Origin of the sequence: Rahnella sp. BCC 1045 (assembly GCF_019049615.1) — a bacterium.
Taxonomy (GTDB): domain Bacteria; phylum Pseudomonadota; class Gammaproteobacteria; order Enterobacterales; family Enterobacteriaceae; genus Rahnella; species Rahnella contaminans.
On sequence record NZ_JAFMOZ010000128.1, the window covers coordinates 107,310 to 124,555 of the forward strand.

13 protein-coding genes are annotated in these 17,246 nt (G+C 55.2%); 10 read left to right on the forward strand and 3 right to left on the reverse strand.

Annotated features, from left to right (window positions below; translation table 11 throughout):
* Positions 1-35 precede the first annotated feature (35 nt).
* From nagZ to J1782_RS14055, 4 genes are all read left to right on the forward strand, one after another.
* Complete coding sequence (nagZ, locus tag J1782_RS14040) at positions 36-1,064, forward strand: beta-N-acetylhexosaminidase (protein WP_217153356.1); 1,029 nt, start codon at positions 36-38, stop codon at positions 1,062-1,064.
* A 51-nt stretch (positions 1,065-1,115) separates the two neighbouring features.
* Complete coding sequence (gene ycfP, locus J1782_RS14045; RefSeq protein WP_152325611.1) at positions 1,116-1,658, forward strand: alpha/beta hydrolase YcfP; 543 nt, start codon at positions 1,116-1,118, stop codon at positions 1,656-1,658.
* Between the two features lie 310 nt (positions 1,659-1,968).
* Positions 1,969-3,273, forward strand: coding sequence for an NAD(P)/FAD-dependent oxidoreductase (locus J1782_RS14050; protein ID WP_217153344.1), 1,305 nt, complete (start codon positions 1,969-1,971; stop codon positions 3,271-3,273).
* Between the two features lie 341 nt (positions 3,274-3,614).
* Entirely contained in the window at positions 3,615-4,151 is a 537-nt protein-coding gene (locus tag J1782_RS14055) for a glycine zipper 2TM domain-containing protein (protein ID WP_152325613.1), read from the forward strand.
* Between the two features lie 73 nt (positions 4,152-4,224).
* Here J1782_RS14055 and J1782_RS14060 read toward each other — a convergent pair whose 3' ends face one another.
* Positions 4,225-5,208: an XdhC family protein gene (locus J1782_RS14060; RefSeq protein WP_217153345.1), complete on the reverse strand. Its 984-nt coding sequence runs from the start codon at positions 5,206-5,208 to the stop codon at positions 4,225-4,227.
* Positions 5,195-5,803 carry an NTP transferase domain-containing protein gene (locus J1782_RS14065; RefSeq protein ID WP_217153346.1) on the reverse strand — a complete coding sequence of 203 codons (609 nt, stop codon included), beginning with the start codon at positions 5,801-5,803 and terminating at the stop codon, positions 5,195-5,197. Before J1782_RS14065 ends, J1782_RS14060 begins: the two co-directional genes overlap by 14 nt.
* Positions 5,804-6,021: 218 nt before the next feature.
* Here J1782_RS14065 and J1782_RS14070 point away from each other — a divergent pair, with 218 nt between their 5' ends.
* Genes J1782_RS14070 through J1782_RS14080 form a run of 3 tightly spaced genes read left to right on the forward strand, consistent with a single transcriptional unit; the run spans position 6,022 to position 10,597 of the window.
* Positions 6,022-8,811: a xanthine dehydrogenase family protein molybdopterin-binding subunit gene (locus tag J1782_RS14070; protein WP_165059634.1), complete on the forward strand. Its 2,790-nt coding sequence runs from the start codon at positions 6,022-6,024 to the stop codon at positions 8,809-8,811.
* A complete protein-coding gene (locus tag J1782_RS14075) occupies positions 8,808-9,356 on the forward strand; it encodes a (2Fe-2S)-binding protein (RefSeq protein ID WP_152325617.1) in 549 nt (182 codons plus the stop codon). The genes J1782_RS14070 and J1782_RS14075 overlap by 4 nt, the downstream gene beginning before the upstream one ends.
* Positions 9,356-10,597 (forward strand): cytochrome c, encoded by a 1,242-nt coding sequence (locus J1782_RS14080; protein WP_217153347.1) that lies wholly within the window; start codon positions 9,356-9,358, stop codon positions 10,595-10,597. Before J1782_RS14075 ends, J1782_RS14080 begins: the two co-directional genes overlap by 1 nt.
* Positions 10,598-10,669: 72 nt before the next feature.
* Here J1782_RS14080 and mfd read toward each other — a convergent pair whose 3' ends face one another.
* Positions 10,670-14,113 carry a transcription-repair coupling factor gene (gene mfd, locus J1782_RS14085; RefSeq protein WP_217153348.1) on the reverse strand — a complete coding sequence of 1,148 codons (3,444 nt, stop codon included), beginning with the start codon at positions 14,111-14,113 and terminating at the stop codon, positions 10,670-10,672.
* Between the two features lie 239 nt (positions 14,114-14,352).
* Here mfd and lolC point away from each other — a divergent pair, with 239 nt between their 5' ends.
* The 3 genes from lolC to lolE all read left to right on the forward strand — a co-directional run.
* Positions 14,353-15,555 (forward strand): lipoprotein-releasing ABC transporter permease subunit LolC, encoded by a 1,203-nt coding sequence (gene lolC / locus J1782_RS14090; RefSeq protein ID WP_165059640.1) that lies wholly within the window; start codon positions 14,353-14,355, stop codon positions 15,553-15,555.
* Entirely contained in the window at positions 15,548-16,252 is a 705-nt protein-coding gene (gene lolD, locus J1782_RS14095) for a lipoprotein-releasing ABC transporter ATP-binding protein LolD (protein ID WP_152325621.1), read from the forward strand. The genes lolC and lolD overlap by 8 nt, the downstream gene beginning before the upstream one ends.
* Positions 16,252-17,246, forward strand: a 995-nt coding sequence (gene lolE, locus J1782_RS14100) for a lipoprotein-releasing ABC transporter permease subunit LolE (protein WP_217153349.1), incomplete at its 3' end; no start/stop codon positions are given. The genes lolD and lolE, both read left to right, overlap by 1 nt.

Here is a 17,246-nt window from a genome sequence, read left to right on the forward strand (position 1 = left end):
ACTTAAAAGGAGCGTCCATTTTGCTGGGACCTGTAATGCTGGATGTGGCTGGCTACGAGCTGGATGCCGAAGAACGTGAAATTTTGCAGCATCCGCTGGTGGGCGGACTGATTTTATTCACCCGAAACTATCATGATGTTGATCAGCTGCATGAACTGATCCGTCAGATCCGCACCGCGTCTCACGACCGGCTGGTGCTCGCGGTGGATCAGGAAGGCGGACGCGTGCAGCGCTTTCGTGAAGGCTTTACCCGTCTGCCAGCCGCGCAGTCTTTTGCTGCGCTGAATGCGCCGCATGAAGCGAAGCGCCTGGCACAGGAGGGCGGCTGGTTGATGGCGTCAGAAATGATTACCATGGATATCGACATCAGCTTTGCGCCGGTTCTGGATATCGGGCATATCAGCGCTGCCATTGGTGAGCGTTCGTTTAACGCCGAACCGCAGAAAGCGCTGGAGATGGCGGAACAGTTCATTCTCGGTATGCATGCAGCAGGGATGAAAACTACCGGTAAGCATTTTCCGGGACACGGCGCGGTCAGTGCGGATTCCCACAAAGAAACTCCGAGAGACGATCGTCCGCTGGACGTTATCCGCGAGCACGACATGGCAATTTTCCGCCAGCTGAATGCGCGTAAATTGCTCGATGCCGTCATGCCGGCGCATGTGATTTACACCCAGGCAGATCCACGCCCGGCCAGCGGTTCGCCATACTGGCTTCAGGACATTCTGCGCAAAGAGCTGAACTTCAACGGCGTGATTTTCTCCGATGATATTTCGATGGAAGGGGCTGCGATTATGGGCAGCTATCCGGAACGTGCTCAGGCCTCTCTTGATGCCGGTTGCGATATGATCCTGGCCTGCAATAACCGTCAGGGCGCGGTAAGCGTGCTGGATAACCTGTCTCCGGTCAAAGCTGAGCGTGTTGCGCAGTTGTATCATCGCGGACTGTACAGTGGAAAACAGGCCCGTCAGGACCTGCAAAATTCCAGTCGCTGGAAAGACGCAAACCGTGAACTGACCGCGCTCGACGCACGCTGGCAGGAACATAAAGAAACTGCCCGGTAACGTTTTCAGACCGCGTGAGGGTTTCAACGCACATTCAGGATGAGGTAAACGATGATTATCTATTTGCATGGCTTCGATTCAACCAGTCCCGGTAACCACGAGAAAGTGTTGCAGTTGCAGTTTATTGATCCCGACGTCCGTTTCATCAGTTACAGCACGCTGCACCCGCGTCATGACATGCAACATTTGCTGAAAGAGGTCGATAAAGTGCTGCATGAAACCACCGACAAACTGCCGCTGATCTGCGGAGTAGGGCTCGGCGGATTCTGGGCTGAACGCATCGGTTTTCTGTGCGGCATCCGTCAGGTGATGTTCAACCCGAACTTATCGCCCCAGGATAATATGGCCGGTAAAATTGACCGTCCCGAAGAGTACGAAGATATCGCCACGAAATGCATCAGTGATTTTCGCGAGAAAAACCGCGACCGTTGTCTGGTGATTTTATCGCGCGAAGATGGCGTGCTCGACAGCAAGAAAACCGCTGAAAAGCTTCATCATTACTATCCTGTTGAATGGGACGAACATCAGACCCATAAATTCAAGGATATCTCGACCCATCTGCAACGTATCAAAGCCTTTAAAAATATCATTTGATTAACATTTACCGCTGAAAACCACTGCCCTTGTGCGGTGGTTTTTTATGTCTGAATCTCCCGTCAAAACGTTTTTTTCCCGCACGCCGTGTCCTAACTCCCTGATTTAAAGAAGTCAAAATCCATGCCATTTCACTAAGTCAAATTAATCAAATGAATTTAAATTGACCTACATCAATTTTGGTATGACCAAATCACCACGCATGATATCCTCCGTGTCAGATACCGATTTAACTTAAGCAACCCTATGTAATATAAGGATAAAATTTTTACTCTTATATAACAATTGGTTCACATTTGAGGGGGTCATTTTGACATCACCAATGAAGAAAATTGTGATTATCGGCGGTGGCGCCGGCGGTCTGGAACTGGCTACCAGCCTGGGCCATAAACTTGGCCGCAAGAAAAAAGCGGAAATCATTCTGGTCGATCGTAACCACAGCCATTTATGGAAACCGCTGTTGCACGAAGTGGCAACCGGCAGCCTGGATGACGGCGTGGACGCGCTGAGCTATCTGGCGCATGCCCGCAACCACGGTTTCACTTTCCAGATTGGCTCGCTGACCGATATCGATCGCGAAAATCAGACCATTAAACTGGCTGAAATTAGCGACGAGAACGGCGAAATGCTGGTACCGGTGCGTGATATCGCGTACGACACACTGGTTATGGCGCTGGGCAGTACGTCGAACGACTTCGGTACGCCGGGCGTGAAAGACAACTGCATTTTCCTGGACAACCCGCATCAGGCGCACCGTTTCCATAACGAAATGCTGAATCTGTTCCTTAAATTCTCTGCAAGCGATGACAAGCAGAAAAAAGTGAATATCGCGATTGTGGGCGGCGGTGCGACCGGCGTTGAGCTGTCTGCCGAGCTGCATAATGCGGTGAAACAGCTGCACAGCTACGGTTTTGAAGGGCTGGACAGCGATGCGCTGAACGTCACGCTGGTGGAAGCGGGTGAGCGTATTCTGCCTGCGTTGCCTCCGCGTATTTCCGGGGCTGCGCATCAGGAACTGACCAAGCTGGGCGTTCGTGTGCTCACGCAAACCATGGTGACCAGCGCCGATAAAAACGGCCTGAACACCAAGTCAGGCGAATTCATTGATGCTGACCTGATGGTATGGGCTGCCGGAATCAAAGCACCTGATTTCATGAAAGATATCGCAGGCCTGGAAACTAACCGTATCAACCAGTTAGTGGTCGAGCCTACGCTGCAAACCACGCGTGATCCGAATATTTATGCGATCGGCGACTGTGCATCCTGCCCGCAGCCGTCCGGCGGCTTTGTGCCACCGCGCGCTCAGTCAGCGCACCAGATGGCGTCCCGCTGCTTCGCCAATATCATGGCGCAGCGCAAAGGGCAGAGCCTGAAACCTTACGTTTATAAAGATCACGGCTCATTGGTTTCCCTTTCACGCTTCAGTACTGTCGGCAGCCTGATGGGGAATCTGATGCGCGGATCCATGATGATTGAAGGGCGTATGGCGCGTCTGGTTTATGTTTCCCTGTACCGCATGCACCAGATTGCGCTGCACGGTTATATTAAAACTGGCCTGATGATGCTGGTCGGCGGGATCAACCGTGTGATCCGTCCGCGCCTGAAACTGCACTGATACTGAACAGCCGGCTTTTTTTCTGAGCGGGCTGAATCGTTTCATACCTAAAAGCCTGTTTCTTACAGGCTTTTTTTCATTTTTCACATTCTCCACACGAGAAGCATAAGATTCTGCTTTTTTACTTTGTCAGCTAAGAATTCTCTGAAACACCCCGTTACACCCGTCATTCCTCTCACTTACAGAGTTCGTCTTATTGTTCACTGACATTTCCTTGTGCAGACTTAACAATAAGTTTACAGAAGGCGATTCACGCACGCCGCTCCTCAGATGTGTTGCTGTCCACTGAGGTGTCCCCGAATCCGGGACAATTGCGTGGTAACATTTTCGGAGGAAGTCCTGTGAACAAGTCAATGTTAGCTGGGGTCGGTATTGGTGTGGCTGCGGCGTTGGGCATTGCTGGCGTTGCGAGCATGAACGTTTTTTCATCGGGTCCGGAGTACGCGCAGGTAGTCAGCGCGACGCCGATCAAAGAGACCACCAAAACCCCGCGTCAGGAATGCCGCAACGTGACGGTGACTCATCGTCGTCCTGTACAGGATGAACATCAGATCACCGGTTCCGTGCTGGGTGCCGTTGCCGGTGGCGTACTGGGACACCAGTTTGGCGGTGGCCGCGGACGTGATGTCGCGACGGTAGCCGGTGCGCTGGGTGGCGGTTACGCCGGTAACCGTGTGCAGAGCAGCATGCAGGAAAATGATACGTACACGACTCAGCAGCAGCGCTGTAAAACCGTGTACGACAAAGAGGACAAAACGCTCGGGTATGATGTGACCTACAAAATAGGCGATCAGCAAGGGAAAGTTCGTATGGACCACGATCCGGGCACTCAAATTCCGCTGGATAAAAGCGGTCAGCTGCAGCTTACCCGTTCGTAATTTCCCGGTAAGCCGGATAAAAAAGCCTGAGGTTTTCCTCAGGCTTTTTTGTGCACTGAAATCAGCCCTGGTTTCAGGCTGCGGCGTTTTCCTGCGCTATTCCGTTCTTGTGTTTCACAATGTCAGCCATCACCGCCAGCGCGATTTCTGCCGGCGTTTTGCTGCCAATCGGTAATCCAACCGGGGCGTGCAGGCGGGAAAAATCCTCTGTCGTAAAATCCGCGATGGTTTGCAGACGCTCACGGCGGCGTGCGCTGTTACGCTGCGACCCCATCGCACCAATGTAAAATGCTGGCGTATTGACCGCTTCCATCAGGGTCAGATCATCCATTCTCGGGTCATGAGTCAGCGCGACAATGGCGGTATTCGCATGACAGCTTTTTTGCTCGAGATATTTTGCAGGAAACTGTTTTTCCAGCCGGATATCCGCTTTAAGCGACGGCAAAAAGTTTTCCAGCACGTCCTCGCGGCATTCACATACCACCACTTCAAATCCCAGCGCGCAGGCAAAATCAGCGCAATACAGCGCGACACTCGACAATCCGGCAATCAGCAGACGCGGCGGGGCGGCCAGATGCAGGGTAATGCAATCGTCGTTACGCATCACCTGAGTCGCATTATGATAATTTGTCAGTTCCAGATGGTCGCAGGCTGCGGGCAGGGTAAGTGACTTGGTGAGCGCGTAATGCCCGGCCAGCGCCATCCCCATTCTCTGCAGATAATCCATATTGTTTTGTGTCGCCGGTAAATACTCGATCAGCACATCCAGCGAACCGCCGCACGGCAGGGCAATATTCGGCGTCAGACCGCCTTCTCCGTAACGCACAATCTGACTGGCCTGCTGATATTCACCCGCAGCAATGCGTTGCAGAAAATCCTCTTCCACACAGCCGCCGGAAAGCGAACCACAAAAATGACCGCTGGCATTGGCCACCATCAACGCGCCGGGCGCACGCGGGGAAGAACCGTAAGTGGTCAGCACGGTACACAGCCAGACCGGATGGTGCGCCAGCCAGTCGCTGGCCTGTGCAATGACCTGATTATCAAGATGTTGCATACATATTTCCGTTCGAAACGCGCGCTGAAAGCTGGGAAGGCAGATCGATATCGCGGATCACCGCAGGATTATTGAAATCTACGCGCAGAATTTCATGACTGTAGATCAGTTCCCGCGCGCCCTGGTCGCCGCGCAATTGCAGCAACTTTTCCCTGAGCGGGCAGGCAAATCCTACCGGATGCCCCGGTGCGTTTTGCCAGTAAGGGCGAACAACCAAAGCGCTGCGCAAGGTATCAGCCACGGCGATAAAAATATCCGGTGTCACAAAAGGCATGTCCGCAAGATGAATTAACCATCCGTCCCAGTCCGGCGTATCCCGCACGCCAGCGGCAATGGATTCACCGGTTCCGCCCGTTTCGGCCAGCGTCACCGGCACCTTCGCGCGTGCGCAACTGTCCTGAACCGGCACATTATCCGGACGGGTAACGACGTGAACCCGCAGTCCGCTGGCTATGGTCTGCGCCAGCGTAGCGTCGAAAACCGTGACAGAGTTTTCTGCTGTTTTAGCCATTACCGCATTGAGTTTATTGCCCGTACCGCCCGCGGCGATAAACCGGTTTCCTGTACCCGCTGCGAGAAGAAGAATGCCTGCCATTTTGCGTCTGTCCCTTTTGTACATTGTTTGCGCAACATGAATAATTATCCCATCTTTTTGCGCAAGTTTGTGAACGAAATATTAAAAATGTGTAATCGATCATTACTTAATTCGAACTGAAAACCTATAATCGCCCGCGATAAGCGGTATTTACAGCATTTACTGCAAGCTGTAAATGTGCCGAAAAATAAGAAAGACAATAAGAAGCAAGGAAATTTATGAGCAATTTCAACCCGTCCAGGCGGCGCTTTGTCAAAGGCGCTGTGATCGCTGGCGTCTCTGTTTATCTCGCCCCGTTACACAGCAAGGCCTACGCCGCGCTGTTTGAAGAGAAAATTCTCCAGTCACCACAATGGGATGCGCAAAACAAACGCGTCCGTTTCCGTATCGATGGCAAAGCGAAGGTTATGGGACAGAAAGTCTTTGCCCGCGATATCCGCGCCAAAGACATGCCGCACTGGCCGCAAAAACAGGCCCATGCTTTTATCCTGCGCGTAACGCAGGCTGACCGTGTTTATTCCGGGCTGGATTTATCGCTGCTCGGCGACGATTTACAGCCGGATCAGCTGGTCACTGCCGACGTGCTGGCGCGCGACGGTCTGGCTTTCCCGGCATTCTATGGCGAAGACATGTTGCTGCCGGCAGGCAAAACGCCAGCCTATCTTGGACAAGCGGTCGCCATCCTGGTCTATCAGGATTTTGCCAAATTCCGTTTTGCTAAAAATGCACTGAAATTTAAAGACGGTGTGTTGCGTTACGGTGAAACCACCGGGCCGCTGGAACGCGATCCGTGGGGAACGTTCCGCTTCGTTCGCGTCGGCGGCGAAACCGCCTATGAAGACGATAAGTTCTCCAGCCTGAAAGATATGCCAGTCTTCCCCGTCGGCATGCGCAAACACCTGCCAGTCTGGCCGGAAGGGCGTGAAGGCGGGAAGCTCGATCAGCAGGGCATGTTCTATGCGGGCGAAATGGCGGATGAAATGAAATCGCCACCGCAGGACTGGCTGGTGATGTCACGCCGTTTCACCACGCAATCCGTGGATACTTCCGCGCTTGAGCCGGATAACGCCAACGGCTGGTACGACGCCGCGACGCAAACGTTGCATATGGTGGTGCCAACGCAGTCGCCGCAGGAAGTGGCGGACGAAATGCCGCGCATGATGGCAAAAGGTCACCGCACGGTGAAAACGCTGATCCTGCATCCGTGTTATACCGTCGGTTACGGCTCGAAAGATCACTACAACTTCCCGTATTACGGCGCAGTCGCGGCGATGTACGGCGACGGTTTGCCGGTGCGTCTGGCGAATGACCGCTTCGAACAGTTCCAGTCCGCGCTGAAACGCCATGCGTTTGATATGAATTACGACATCGCCGTGAACCGCGAAACCGGGATGTTGCAGTCTTTCCATGCAGCAATGACCGCAGACGGCGGCGGGCGCAGCAACTTTACGCCGTCGGTGGTGATGGTGGGCGCAACAGCGGCGCAGTCGATTTACTATTTCCCGAAAAGTGATCTATCCGCGGTCGGGCTGGCCTCGCGCGCGCTCGACGCCGGATCTGCACGCGGTTACGGCACGCTGCAAAGTATGGCTGCTACCGAAATGATGATGGATGAGCTGGCCGCTGAACTGAAGCTGGATCCGATTGCGTTTCGCATGCGCAACGTCCTGAAATCGGGCATGAAAAACACACAAGGTGCCATTCCTGCCGGCGCAATCCGTGCGGATGAAGTGCTGGAAAAAGCCGCCGTTCACCCGTTATGGACAGAGCGTAAGAAGCGCAAAGCCGAATATGAAAGCCAGAATCCGGGCAAACGCTATGGCGTCGGTTTTGGGTGTGTGCAGAAAGACTTCGGCACCGGTGCGGAAACCTCTTTCGCCCGCGTGGAGCTCAGTGAAAAAGGCGAAATCAGCCTGTGGCACAGCGGCGCAGAAATGGGTACGGGAATGTCCACGTCCCAGTCCGTTTTGTGCGCCGAATGGCTGGGAAAACCGGCTGAACAGGCGCATTTCTCAGTGACAGACTGGTCAGTGCTGCCGGTGGAAACCAGCGGCGACCCGTACATTATGTCGCAGGAAGAGCAGGACAAACTGCAAACCAATCCCCGCTGGTCACCATCTTACTGCTCGCCATCGAGCGCCAGTAACTCGGCTTATTACTTCTCTCACAGCACCCGCGAAGCGGCGCGCCTGATCTTCGACAACGGAATCTGGCCGGCGGCGATGGCTATCTGGCAAACCGGCATCGGTGGCGGACAGGCTGCCCCTTATGTTGTGCGCAAAGAAGATGCCCGCTGGGTGGAAGGCGGTCTGACCGCCAACGGCATGCAGATTCTCAGCCTCGAAATGCTGGCAAAAAAAGTCTACGAAATGAAAGGCATGACCGGCGCAGCGGTTCACGTCTTCAACCGCTGGCAGTGGGCAGAAGCTGATTTCACGCTGAACAACGTGCGTCAGCGCATTCCGGTGGATGGCATGTCTGTGCGCCACGGTGCGGATCCATTCCAGACTCTGGCGCGTGACGCGGTGTATTACCCGCCAACACAGCGCAATAACGCGTCGGTGACCTATTACAGCGCAGTCGGCACGCTGGCCGAAATCTCGGTGGAAATCGCGACCGGTAAAGTTGAGTTGCTGACGCACCATTCGATTATGGAATGCGGCAATCTTATCGTCCCTGAGCTGGTTTCCGGCCAGTTGCAGGGCGGGCTGGCGATGGGCATCGGCCACGCATTGCACGAGTATTTGCCACTGTATGAAGACGGGCCGGGCAACGGAACCTGGAATTTCAACCGCTACCATTTGCCGCGCGCCAGTGATGTGGCGGTCTGGAAACAGACCAGCGACATTCTGCCTGCGCTGTCGGAAACCGATCCGCCGAAAGGCATGGCCGAAGTCGTGATGATCCCGGTCGTCGCCGCGCTGGTAAACGCCATCGCCGATGCCACCGGCCACCGTTTCCGTGATTTGCCCGTCCGTGCTGAAAATATTCGTGAGGTTTTACAATGAGCATCAAAACGCAGCCTTTAGAGCTGACTATCAACAATCAACATTACGGCCCGCTGGACGTTCCCGAAGGTCTGATGATGATCGACTTTCTTCACGAATATGTGGCGCTGACCGGTTCCCGCCTTGGCTGCGGGCAGGGGATTTGTCACGCCTGTGTGGCGATTGTCGATCATGAAAGCGGCACCAGCGAAGAAGTGCGCACCTGTATTACCGGCGCACATTTCTTTAACGGCAAAAAAGTGCGAACCGTCGAAGGCCACGCCAAAACCGATGACAAAGGCGAAGTCCAGCTGTCTCCGGTTCAGCAGGCGTTTCTGGAACATTACAGCTTCCAGTGCGGTTACTGCACGCCGGGTTTTGTGAATGCGGCAACGCTGCTGCTTGAGCGTCTGGAAAAAAATCCAATTGCGCTGAATGAACTGGAAGGCGCGATTGAAGCGGCGCTGGAAAATCACATCTGCCGCTGTACCGGTTACGTGCGGTATTACGAAGCTGTGCGTGATGTTGTGATGAAAACCCCAGGTCTGATCCGGGAGCACGCGTGATGAAGAAACGTCTTTTTCTCCTGCTGCTGGCGGTAATTATCATCGTCGTGGCGGTGCTCTGGTGGCGAGAAAACCGCACGCCGGACGAGCCGGTTCAAAAGGTCACGGCGGATACCACACAGATCGAACGTGGCCGTTATCTGGTTCAGGCCTCCGACTGCGCCGCGTGCCATACCGCATCCGGCGGCGCACCGCTGGCGGGCGGTTATCCGCTGGAAACGCCGTTCGGCAAAATCTTTGGCAGCAATCTGACGCCGTCAGCTGACGACGGTATTGGCCGCTGGACGTCGGATGATTTCTATCTGGCGCTGACCCAGGGCGTTGCGCCGGGCGGACGTCATCTGTATCCGGCGATGCCCTACACGTCATACAAAGGCGTGACCCGCAAAGATTCTGACGATATGTATGCGTTTCTGATGACGCGTCCGGCGGTGAATCAGCCGGTGCCGGAAAACGAAATGCCGTTCCCGTTCAACCAGCGTATGGCGATGATTGGCTGGAACCTGTTGTTCCGCACCAGTGACCCGATGCCTGCCAGTTCGCAGGGAAATTCTGCTGACTGGCAGCGGGGGCAGTACCTGACGGATGTGCTCGGCCACTGCGGCGAATGCCATACACCCCGCGGCGCGCTGGGACAGATGCATACCGATAACAACCTGAAAGGCGGAACGCTGGGGCGGATCACTGCGCCGGACATTTCGCCGCAGGCGCTGGCGCAGCGCGGCTGGAACCCGGCAGATCTCAGCCGTTTCCTCGCGACCGGCATTGCACCGCAGGGATCGGCGTTTGATGAAATGCACAAAGTTATTGATCTCAGTACCCGTCATCTGACCGAAGCCGATCACCGTGCGATCGTCACGTATTTGCTGGGCGACAAACCGCCAGCGGCCGTGCCGGTGAGCATCGGGCAGGGCGGTAATGATGCCGGTCGCATCACTTATCTGGATCAGTGTTCCGGATGTCATATGGCGGACGGGTCCGGCAAACCGCACGTTGCGGTGGCGATGCAGAACAACGCCACCCTGCGCCAGCCGGATGGCCGTAATCTGATTGTCTCAGTGCTGGATGGTTTACCGGCGCAGGGCTTTCCGGACGGAGAAAGCATGCAGCCGATGCCGGGCTTTGCGGAGCGACTGAACGACGCGCAGATTGCCGAAATGGTGAATTACCTGCGTGTGACATTCGGCGGTTTGCCGGGCGATATCACGCCCGAGCAGGTGAAAGCGCTGCGTAAACCGTAGCGCGCTGATAAAGCATAAAAAAGCCCGGTGAATGAGATATTCACCGGGCTTTTTATTTTATGATGATAGCCGTCAGATAAGATGTTCTGCAAACTCCCCGAGCATGTCGCCGACAAACTTCAGGCGTTTTGGCCGGTCGGTGAGATCGAGCGTAAACTTCAGTTTGGTCGGGCCATCAAGGCGGTAAACCTGCGGCTGTTTTTGCAGCAGCCCAATCAGGAAGCCCGGATCCACGCGGTTTTTATCGCCAAATTCAATGAATCCGCCACGTTCATTGCCTTCAATACGCTTGATGCCCAGCGTTTTCGCGTTCAGGCGCAGCACGGCAATCTGCAACAAATTACGCGCACCGTCCGGCAGCGTGCCGAACCGGTCAATCAGCTCGACGCGCAGTTCATCCAGCTCGCCTTCAGTTTTAGCACTGGCGATACGCTTGTAGAGTGACAGACGCGTATTGACGTCAGGAATGAAGTCCTCCGGCAACAGCGCAGGCATGCGCATTTCAACTTCGGTCTGGCTGGTGGTCAGATCTTCCAGCGACGGCTCGCGGCCTTCTTTCAGCGCTTCGACGGCGTTTTCCAGCAGTTCCATATACAGCGAGAAACCGATGCTGGTCATCTGGCCGCTCTGGCCTTCGCCGAGCAGTTCACCGGCCCCGCGGATTTCAAGGTCGTGTGTTGCCAGCGCAAAACCGGCACCCAGATCTTCGAGCGACGCGATGGCTTCCAGACGTTTGTGCGCATCCGTTGACATCGCTTTCGGCGGCGGCGTTAGCAGATAAGCATACGCCTGATGATGCGAACGTCCGACGCGGCCACGCAGCTGATGCAACTGCGCCAGCCCGAAGTGATCCGCGCGTTCAATAATAATGGTGTTCGCCGTCGGAATATCGATACCGGTTTCAATGATGGTGGTACACACCAGCACGTTGAAACGCTGATGGTGGAAATCATTCATCACGCGTTCGAGGTCGCGTTCGCGCATCTGGCCGTGGCCGATGGCAATACGTGCTTCCGGCACCAGCTCCGCCAGACGCTGCGTGGCTTTCTCGATATTTTCGACATCGTTGAATAAGTAGTAAACCTGCCCGCCGCGCAGGATTTCACGCAGAATGGCCTCGCGAACCACCAGGCTGTCGTACTCACGCACGAACGTTTTGACGGCCATACGTCGCGCCGGTGGCGTGGCAATAATCGACAAATCGCGCATCCCGCTCATCGCCATATTCAGCGTGCGCGGAATTGGCGTGGCGGTGAGGGTGAGAATATCGACGTCCGCACGCATCGCTTTGATGCGTTCTTTATGACGCACGCCGAAGCGGTGTTCTTCATCGACAATCAGCAGGCCGAGGTCTTTCCAGCGCAAATCACTTTGCAGCAATTTATGCGTTCCGATAATGATATCGACCTTGCCTTCGACTGCATCTTCCAGCACCGCGTTTTGCTCTTTGGCGCTGCGGAAACGGGACATCATTTCAATGCGCACCGGCCAGCTGGCGAAACGGTCGCGGAAGTTATCGAAATGCTGTTGCGCCAGCAGCGTGGTGGGTACAAGAACCGCGACCTGTTTATTGTTGGAGACTGCGAGAAACGCCGCGCGCATCGCCACTTCGGTTTTGCCAAAGCCGACGTCGCCGCACACCAGACGATCCATCGCCAGCGGCTGCGTCATGTCGGTAAGAACGGCGTTGATGGCCTGCGCCTGATCCGGCGTGGTTTCAAACGGGAATGCCTGGCAGAACAACTGGTACTGCTCTTTATCATGCTTAAAGGCAAAACCGGCTTTCGCTTCGCGCTGGGCGTAGATATCCAGCAGTTCGGCGGCCACGTCGCGCACTTTCTCAGCGGCTTTCTGACGGGCTTTCGACCAGGCTTCACCGCCCAGTTTATGCAGCGGCGCACTTTCATCCGCGCCTCCGGCATAACGGCTGATCAGATGCAGGGATGACACCGGCACGTAAAGTTTGTCTTCACCGGCGTAGGTCAGTATCAGGTATTCAGCGGTAATCCCGCCTGTTTCCAGCGTGGTCAGGCCAAGGTAACGGCCTACGCCGTGCTCAACGTGAACCACCGGCTGACCGGGGCGCAGCTCTGCAAGATTGCGGATCAGCGTATCGGTGTTAATCGAGCGGCGGGTGTCCTGACGACGACGCGCCACACGCTCACCGAGCAAATCACTTTCACAAATCAGCGCCAGCTGTTTATCCGCATCAAGAAAACCACGTTCACACGCACCGATCATGATGTAGCGACCGGCCGTTTCGGCTTCTTCAATACGGGTAATCAAAGCGGGCATCAGTTTAATGCGCGCCAGCAAATCTTGCAGCGTTTCGCGGCGGCCTTCACTTTCCACCGAGAACACCAGGCTGCCCGCGAAAGATTCATTGAACCGGCGCAGGTTATCCATCGGCGCTTTATTTTGCGGCTGAACGGATAAATCCGGCAGTTTTTCGTAGCTCAGGTTGGTGTTGGCGGCTTTCTTGGGAAGTGAATCTGTACGCAGCTGAACGCGAGGCCAGGCTTTCAGTTCGGCGTGCAGCGAGTCGACGCGCAACCAGAGATTTTCCGGTTCGAGCAGCGGACGCATCGGATCCACGCGGCGGCTTTCATAACGCTGACAGGCATCCTGCCAGAAACGCTCGGCTGCGGCTTCCAGATCGCCGGTATTGAGCACCAGCGTGTTTTCCGGCAAATAGCTGAAGAGCGTGGTCAGCGGCTGGCTGAAAAACAGTGGCTGCCAGTATTCGATACCGGCGGGGAAGGTGCCTTTGCTGACCTGCTGGTAAACGTGCTCGGCATCGCGGCGCACTTCGAATTTCTCGCGCCACTGGCTGCGGAACAGTTCGATGGCGTTTTTATCGGTCGGAAATTCGTGCGCAGGCAGCAGATTGATGTGGTCCACTTCGGTCAGCGTACGCTGGGTATCCACGTCAAAAATACGCAGGCTGTCGATTTCATCGTCGAAGAAATCGATGCGGTACGGCTCTTCGCTGCCCATCGGGTATAAGTCGAGCAGGGCGCCACGGGTGGCAAACTCACCGTGTTCCATCACCTGATCGACGCTGCGGTAACCCGCCTGTTCCAGCTGTGAGCGCAGTTTGTCGCGCGAAAGCTGCTGGCCTTTTTTCATCACCAGCGCATGGCCGTGCAGGAACTCATGCGGGCAGACGCGCTGCATCAGCGTATTCACCGGCAGAATGATAATGCCGCGTTCCATCGTTGGAAGCTGATACAAACTGGAAAGACGCGACGAAATGATTTCCTGATGCGGTGAAAAACTGTCGTAAGGCAGCGTTTCCCAGTCCGAAATACTCAGGACTTTATGATCGGTAAATTGTTGAATTTCATCGCGCAGGCGCAGGGCATTTTGCATATCCGGCGCAATCAGCAGGATTGGGCCCGTGTGGCGTTCACTGATTTGGGCGCATTCAAGCGCGCAGGCGGAGCCGGTAAGCTGCCCTAACTGGCGGGTATCGCCCGGGCGTTCAGGCAGCGAATAACGATAATCTTGAGACATAGGCTGTTTTGCGTTCTCGTTTTTGGCGGCTGTCGGAGGCCAATTAGCAGACCGTATCTTGCTTTGCAGGGGTAACCGGGGTCAACCCGTTGTCTGTATAAAATGGTCAACGGCGTCACAAACTTAAACCGATTACTTTGGGTTAGTGGTTCCATAAAGCGGTGCTAGCCTTTATTATCCTTGATCACTTTAGTCTGCGCCATGCACTTATTTGCGGCCAAGCACTTAAAACGGAAGTCATGTATCAACCTGTCGCGTTATTTATAGGCCTGCGCTACATGCGCGGGCGTGCTTCGGACCGCTTTGGGCGGTTTGTCTCCTGGTTATCCACCATTGGCATCACTCTCGGGGTGATGGCGCTGGTAACCGTCTTGTCAGTGATGAACGGTTTTGAGAAGGATCTGGAAGGTAACATTCTGGGTCTGATGCCTCAGGCGCTGATCACGGCACCGAACGGTTCAGTCGACCCGCAGAAAATCACCCACGATCAGGTTTCCGCGCTGAAAAGCGTGAACCGCGCCGTGCCGCTGACCACCGGTGATGTGGTGCTGCAAAGCCCCGGCAGCGTGGCAGTGGGCGTCATGCTCGGCGTCGATCCTGACCAGAAAGATCCGCTGGCGAAATACCTGATTGGCGTCGCCCAGCAGGAACTGCAACCGGGCAAATACAACATCATCCTCGGTGACCAGCTGGCACAACAGCTTAAAGTCCGTCGGGGCGATCAGTTGCGTCTGATGGTGACCAGCGTCAGCCAGTTCACACCGGTCGGGCGTGTGCCAAGCCAGCGCCTGTTTACTGTGATCGGAACTTTTTCCGCCAACAGCGAAGTCGATGGTTACCAGATGCTGGTCAATATTCAGGACGCATCGCGCCTGATGTTATACCCGAAAGGTAACGTCACAGGCTGGCGTTTATTCCTCGATAAACCGCTGGACGTCGATACCCTGAGCCAGCAAAAACTGCCGGACGGTGCCAGCTGGAAAGACTGGCGCGAGCGCCGCGGCGAGCTGTTCCAGGCCGTGCGCATGGAAAAAAATATGATGGGCCTGCTGCTCAGCCTGATTGTTGCCGTTGCCGCGTTTAACATTATTACGTCGCTGGGTTTGCTGGTGATGGAGAAACAGGCCGAAGTGGCGATTTTACAAACGCAGGGCCTGAGCCGCCGCCAGATTATGGCGCTGTTTATGGTGCAGGGCGCGAGTGCCGGTGTGATTGGCGCACTGCTCGGTGCCTTGCTCGGCGTGCTGCTCGCCACGCAGCTCAACTCGATTATGCCAGCCCTCGGTCTGATGCTGGATGGCGGTTCGCTGCCGGTCGATATTGAACCGGTTCAGGTAGTGGTCATCGCGATTGTTGCGATGGCTATCGCTTTATTGTCAACGCTTTACCCTTCCTGGCGCGCTGCTGCCACCCACCCCGCAGAGGCTTTACGTTATGAGTAATTCTTTATTATTGCAGTGTGACAACCTCTGTAAGACTTATCAGGAAGGCAAAATGCACACCGATGTATTGCGTGACGTGAGTTTCGCGATGCAACCGGGTGAGATGATGGCGATTGTCGGGACGTCCGGTTCCGGCAAAAGTACGTTGCTGCATTTGCTGGGTGGCCTGGATTCCCCGACGTCTGGCGAAGTAATTTTTAAAGGCAAGTCGCTGAACGCGATGTCCTCTTCGGCGAAATCAGAACTGCGCAATCGTGAACTGGGCTTCATTTATCAGTTTCACCATTTGCTGCCGGATTTCACCGCGCTGGAAAACGTGGCGATGCCGCTGCTGATCGGCAAAAAGAAATCTGCTGAAGTGCAGGAACGCGCGATGGCGATGCTGGAAGCGGTGGGTTTACAACATCGCAGCAATCACCGTCCTTCTGAGCTTTCCGGCGGCGAACGTCAGCGTGTGGCGATTGCCCGCGCATTGGTCAATAATCCTTCTCTGGTGCTGGCGGATGAACCGACCGGTAACCTGGATCAGCGCAACGCTGACAGTATTTTTGAACTGCTGGGTGAGCTGAATGTGCGTCAGGGCACGGCATTTCTGGTAGTGACGCATGATTTGCATCTGGCGAACCGTCTGACACGTCAGCTGGAAATGCGTGACGGCAAGCTGCAGCAGGATTCGATGTTGCTGGGAGCGAAGTAATGTCAGGCATTCCATTTTCTTTACTGATTGGCCTGCGGTTCAGCCGTGGCCGTCGTCGCAGCGGCATGGTTTCACTGATTTCAGTGATTTCAACGTTGGGTATCGCGCTGGGCGTGGCCGTGCTGATCGTCGGGCTGAGTGCGATGAACGGCTTTGAGCGCGAGCTGAAAGAGCGTGTGCTGGCCGTCGTACCGCACGGTGAAATCCGTCCAGTGAATCAGCCGTTTAACGACTGGCAGGGCGTGCTCGACCGTGTTGAAAAAGTGCCGGGAATTGTGGCCGCTGCGCCGTACATTCAGTTCAACGGACTGATTGAACACGGTGCCAAACTGCGTGCAATCCAGCTGAAAGGCGTGGATCCGCAGAGCGAACCGCGTGTCAGCGCCGCGCCGAAATTTGTGCAGAATAACGCCTGGCAAAACTTTAAAGCCGGGCAGCAACAGCTGATCCTCGGCAAGGGCGTGGCGGACGCGGTAGGGGTAAAACAGGGTGACTGGGTGACCGTGATGATCCCTAACAGTGACCCTGAAATGAAACTGTTGCAGCCAAAACGCATCCGTTTACAGGTCGCCGGGATTTTACAACTCAGCGGACAGCTTGATCACAGTCTCGGCATGGTGCCGCTGGCCGATGCGCAGCAATATCAGGATATGGGAACCAGCGTAACGGGCATTGATATCAAAGTGAATGATGTCTTTGCCGCACAAAAACTGGTGCACGACGCCGGTGAAGTCACCCACGCTTACGTCTACATTAGTAGCTGGATTGGTACTTACGGCTACATGTACCGCGATATCCAGATGGTCCGCGCCATTATGTACATGGCGATGGTACTGGTGATCGGCGTGGCCTGCTTCAACATCGTGTCGACGCTGGTGATGGCGGTAAAAGATAAAAGCAGCGATATTGCGATTTTGCGCACATTGGGCGCGAAAGATGGGCTTATCCGCGCTGTCTTCATCTGGTACGGTTTACTGGCGGGGCTGGTCGGCAG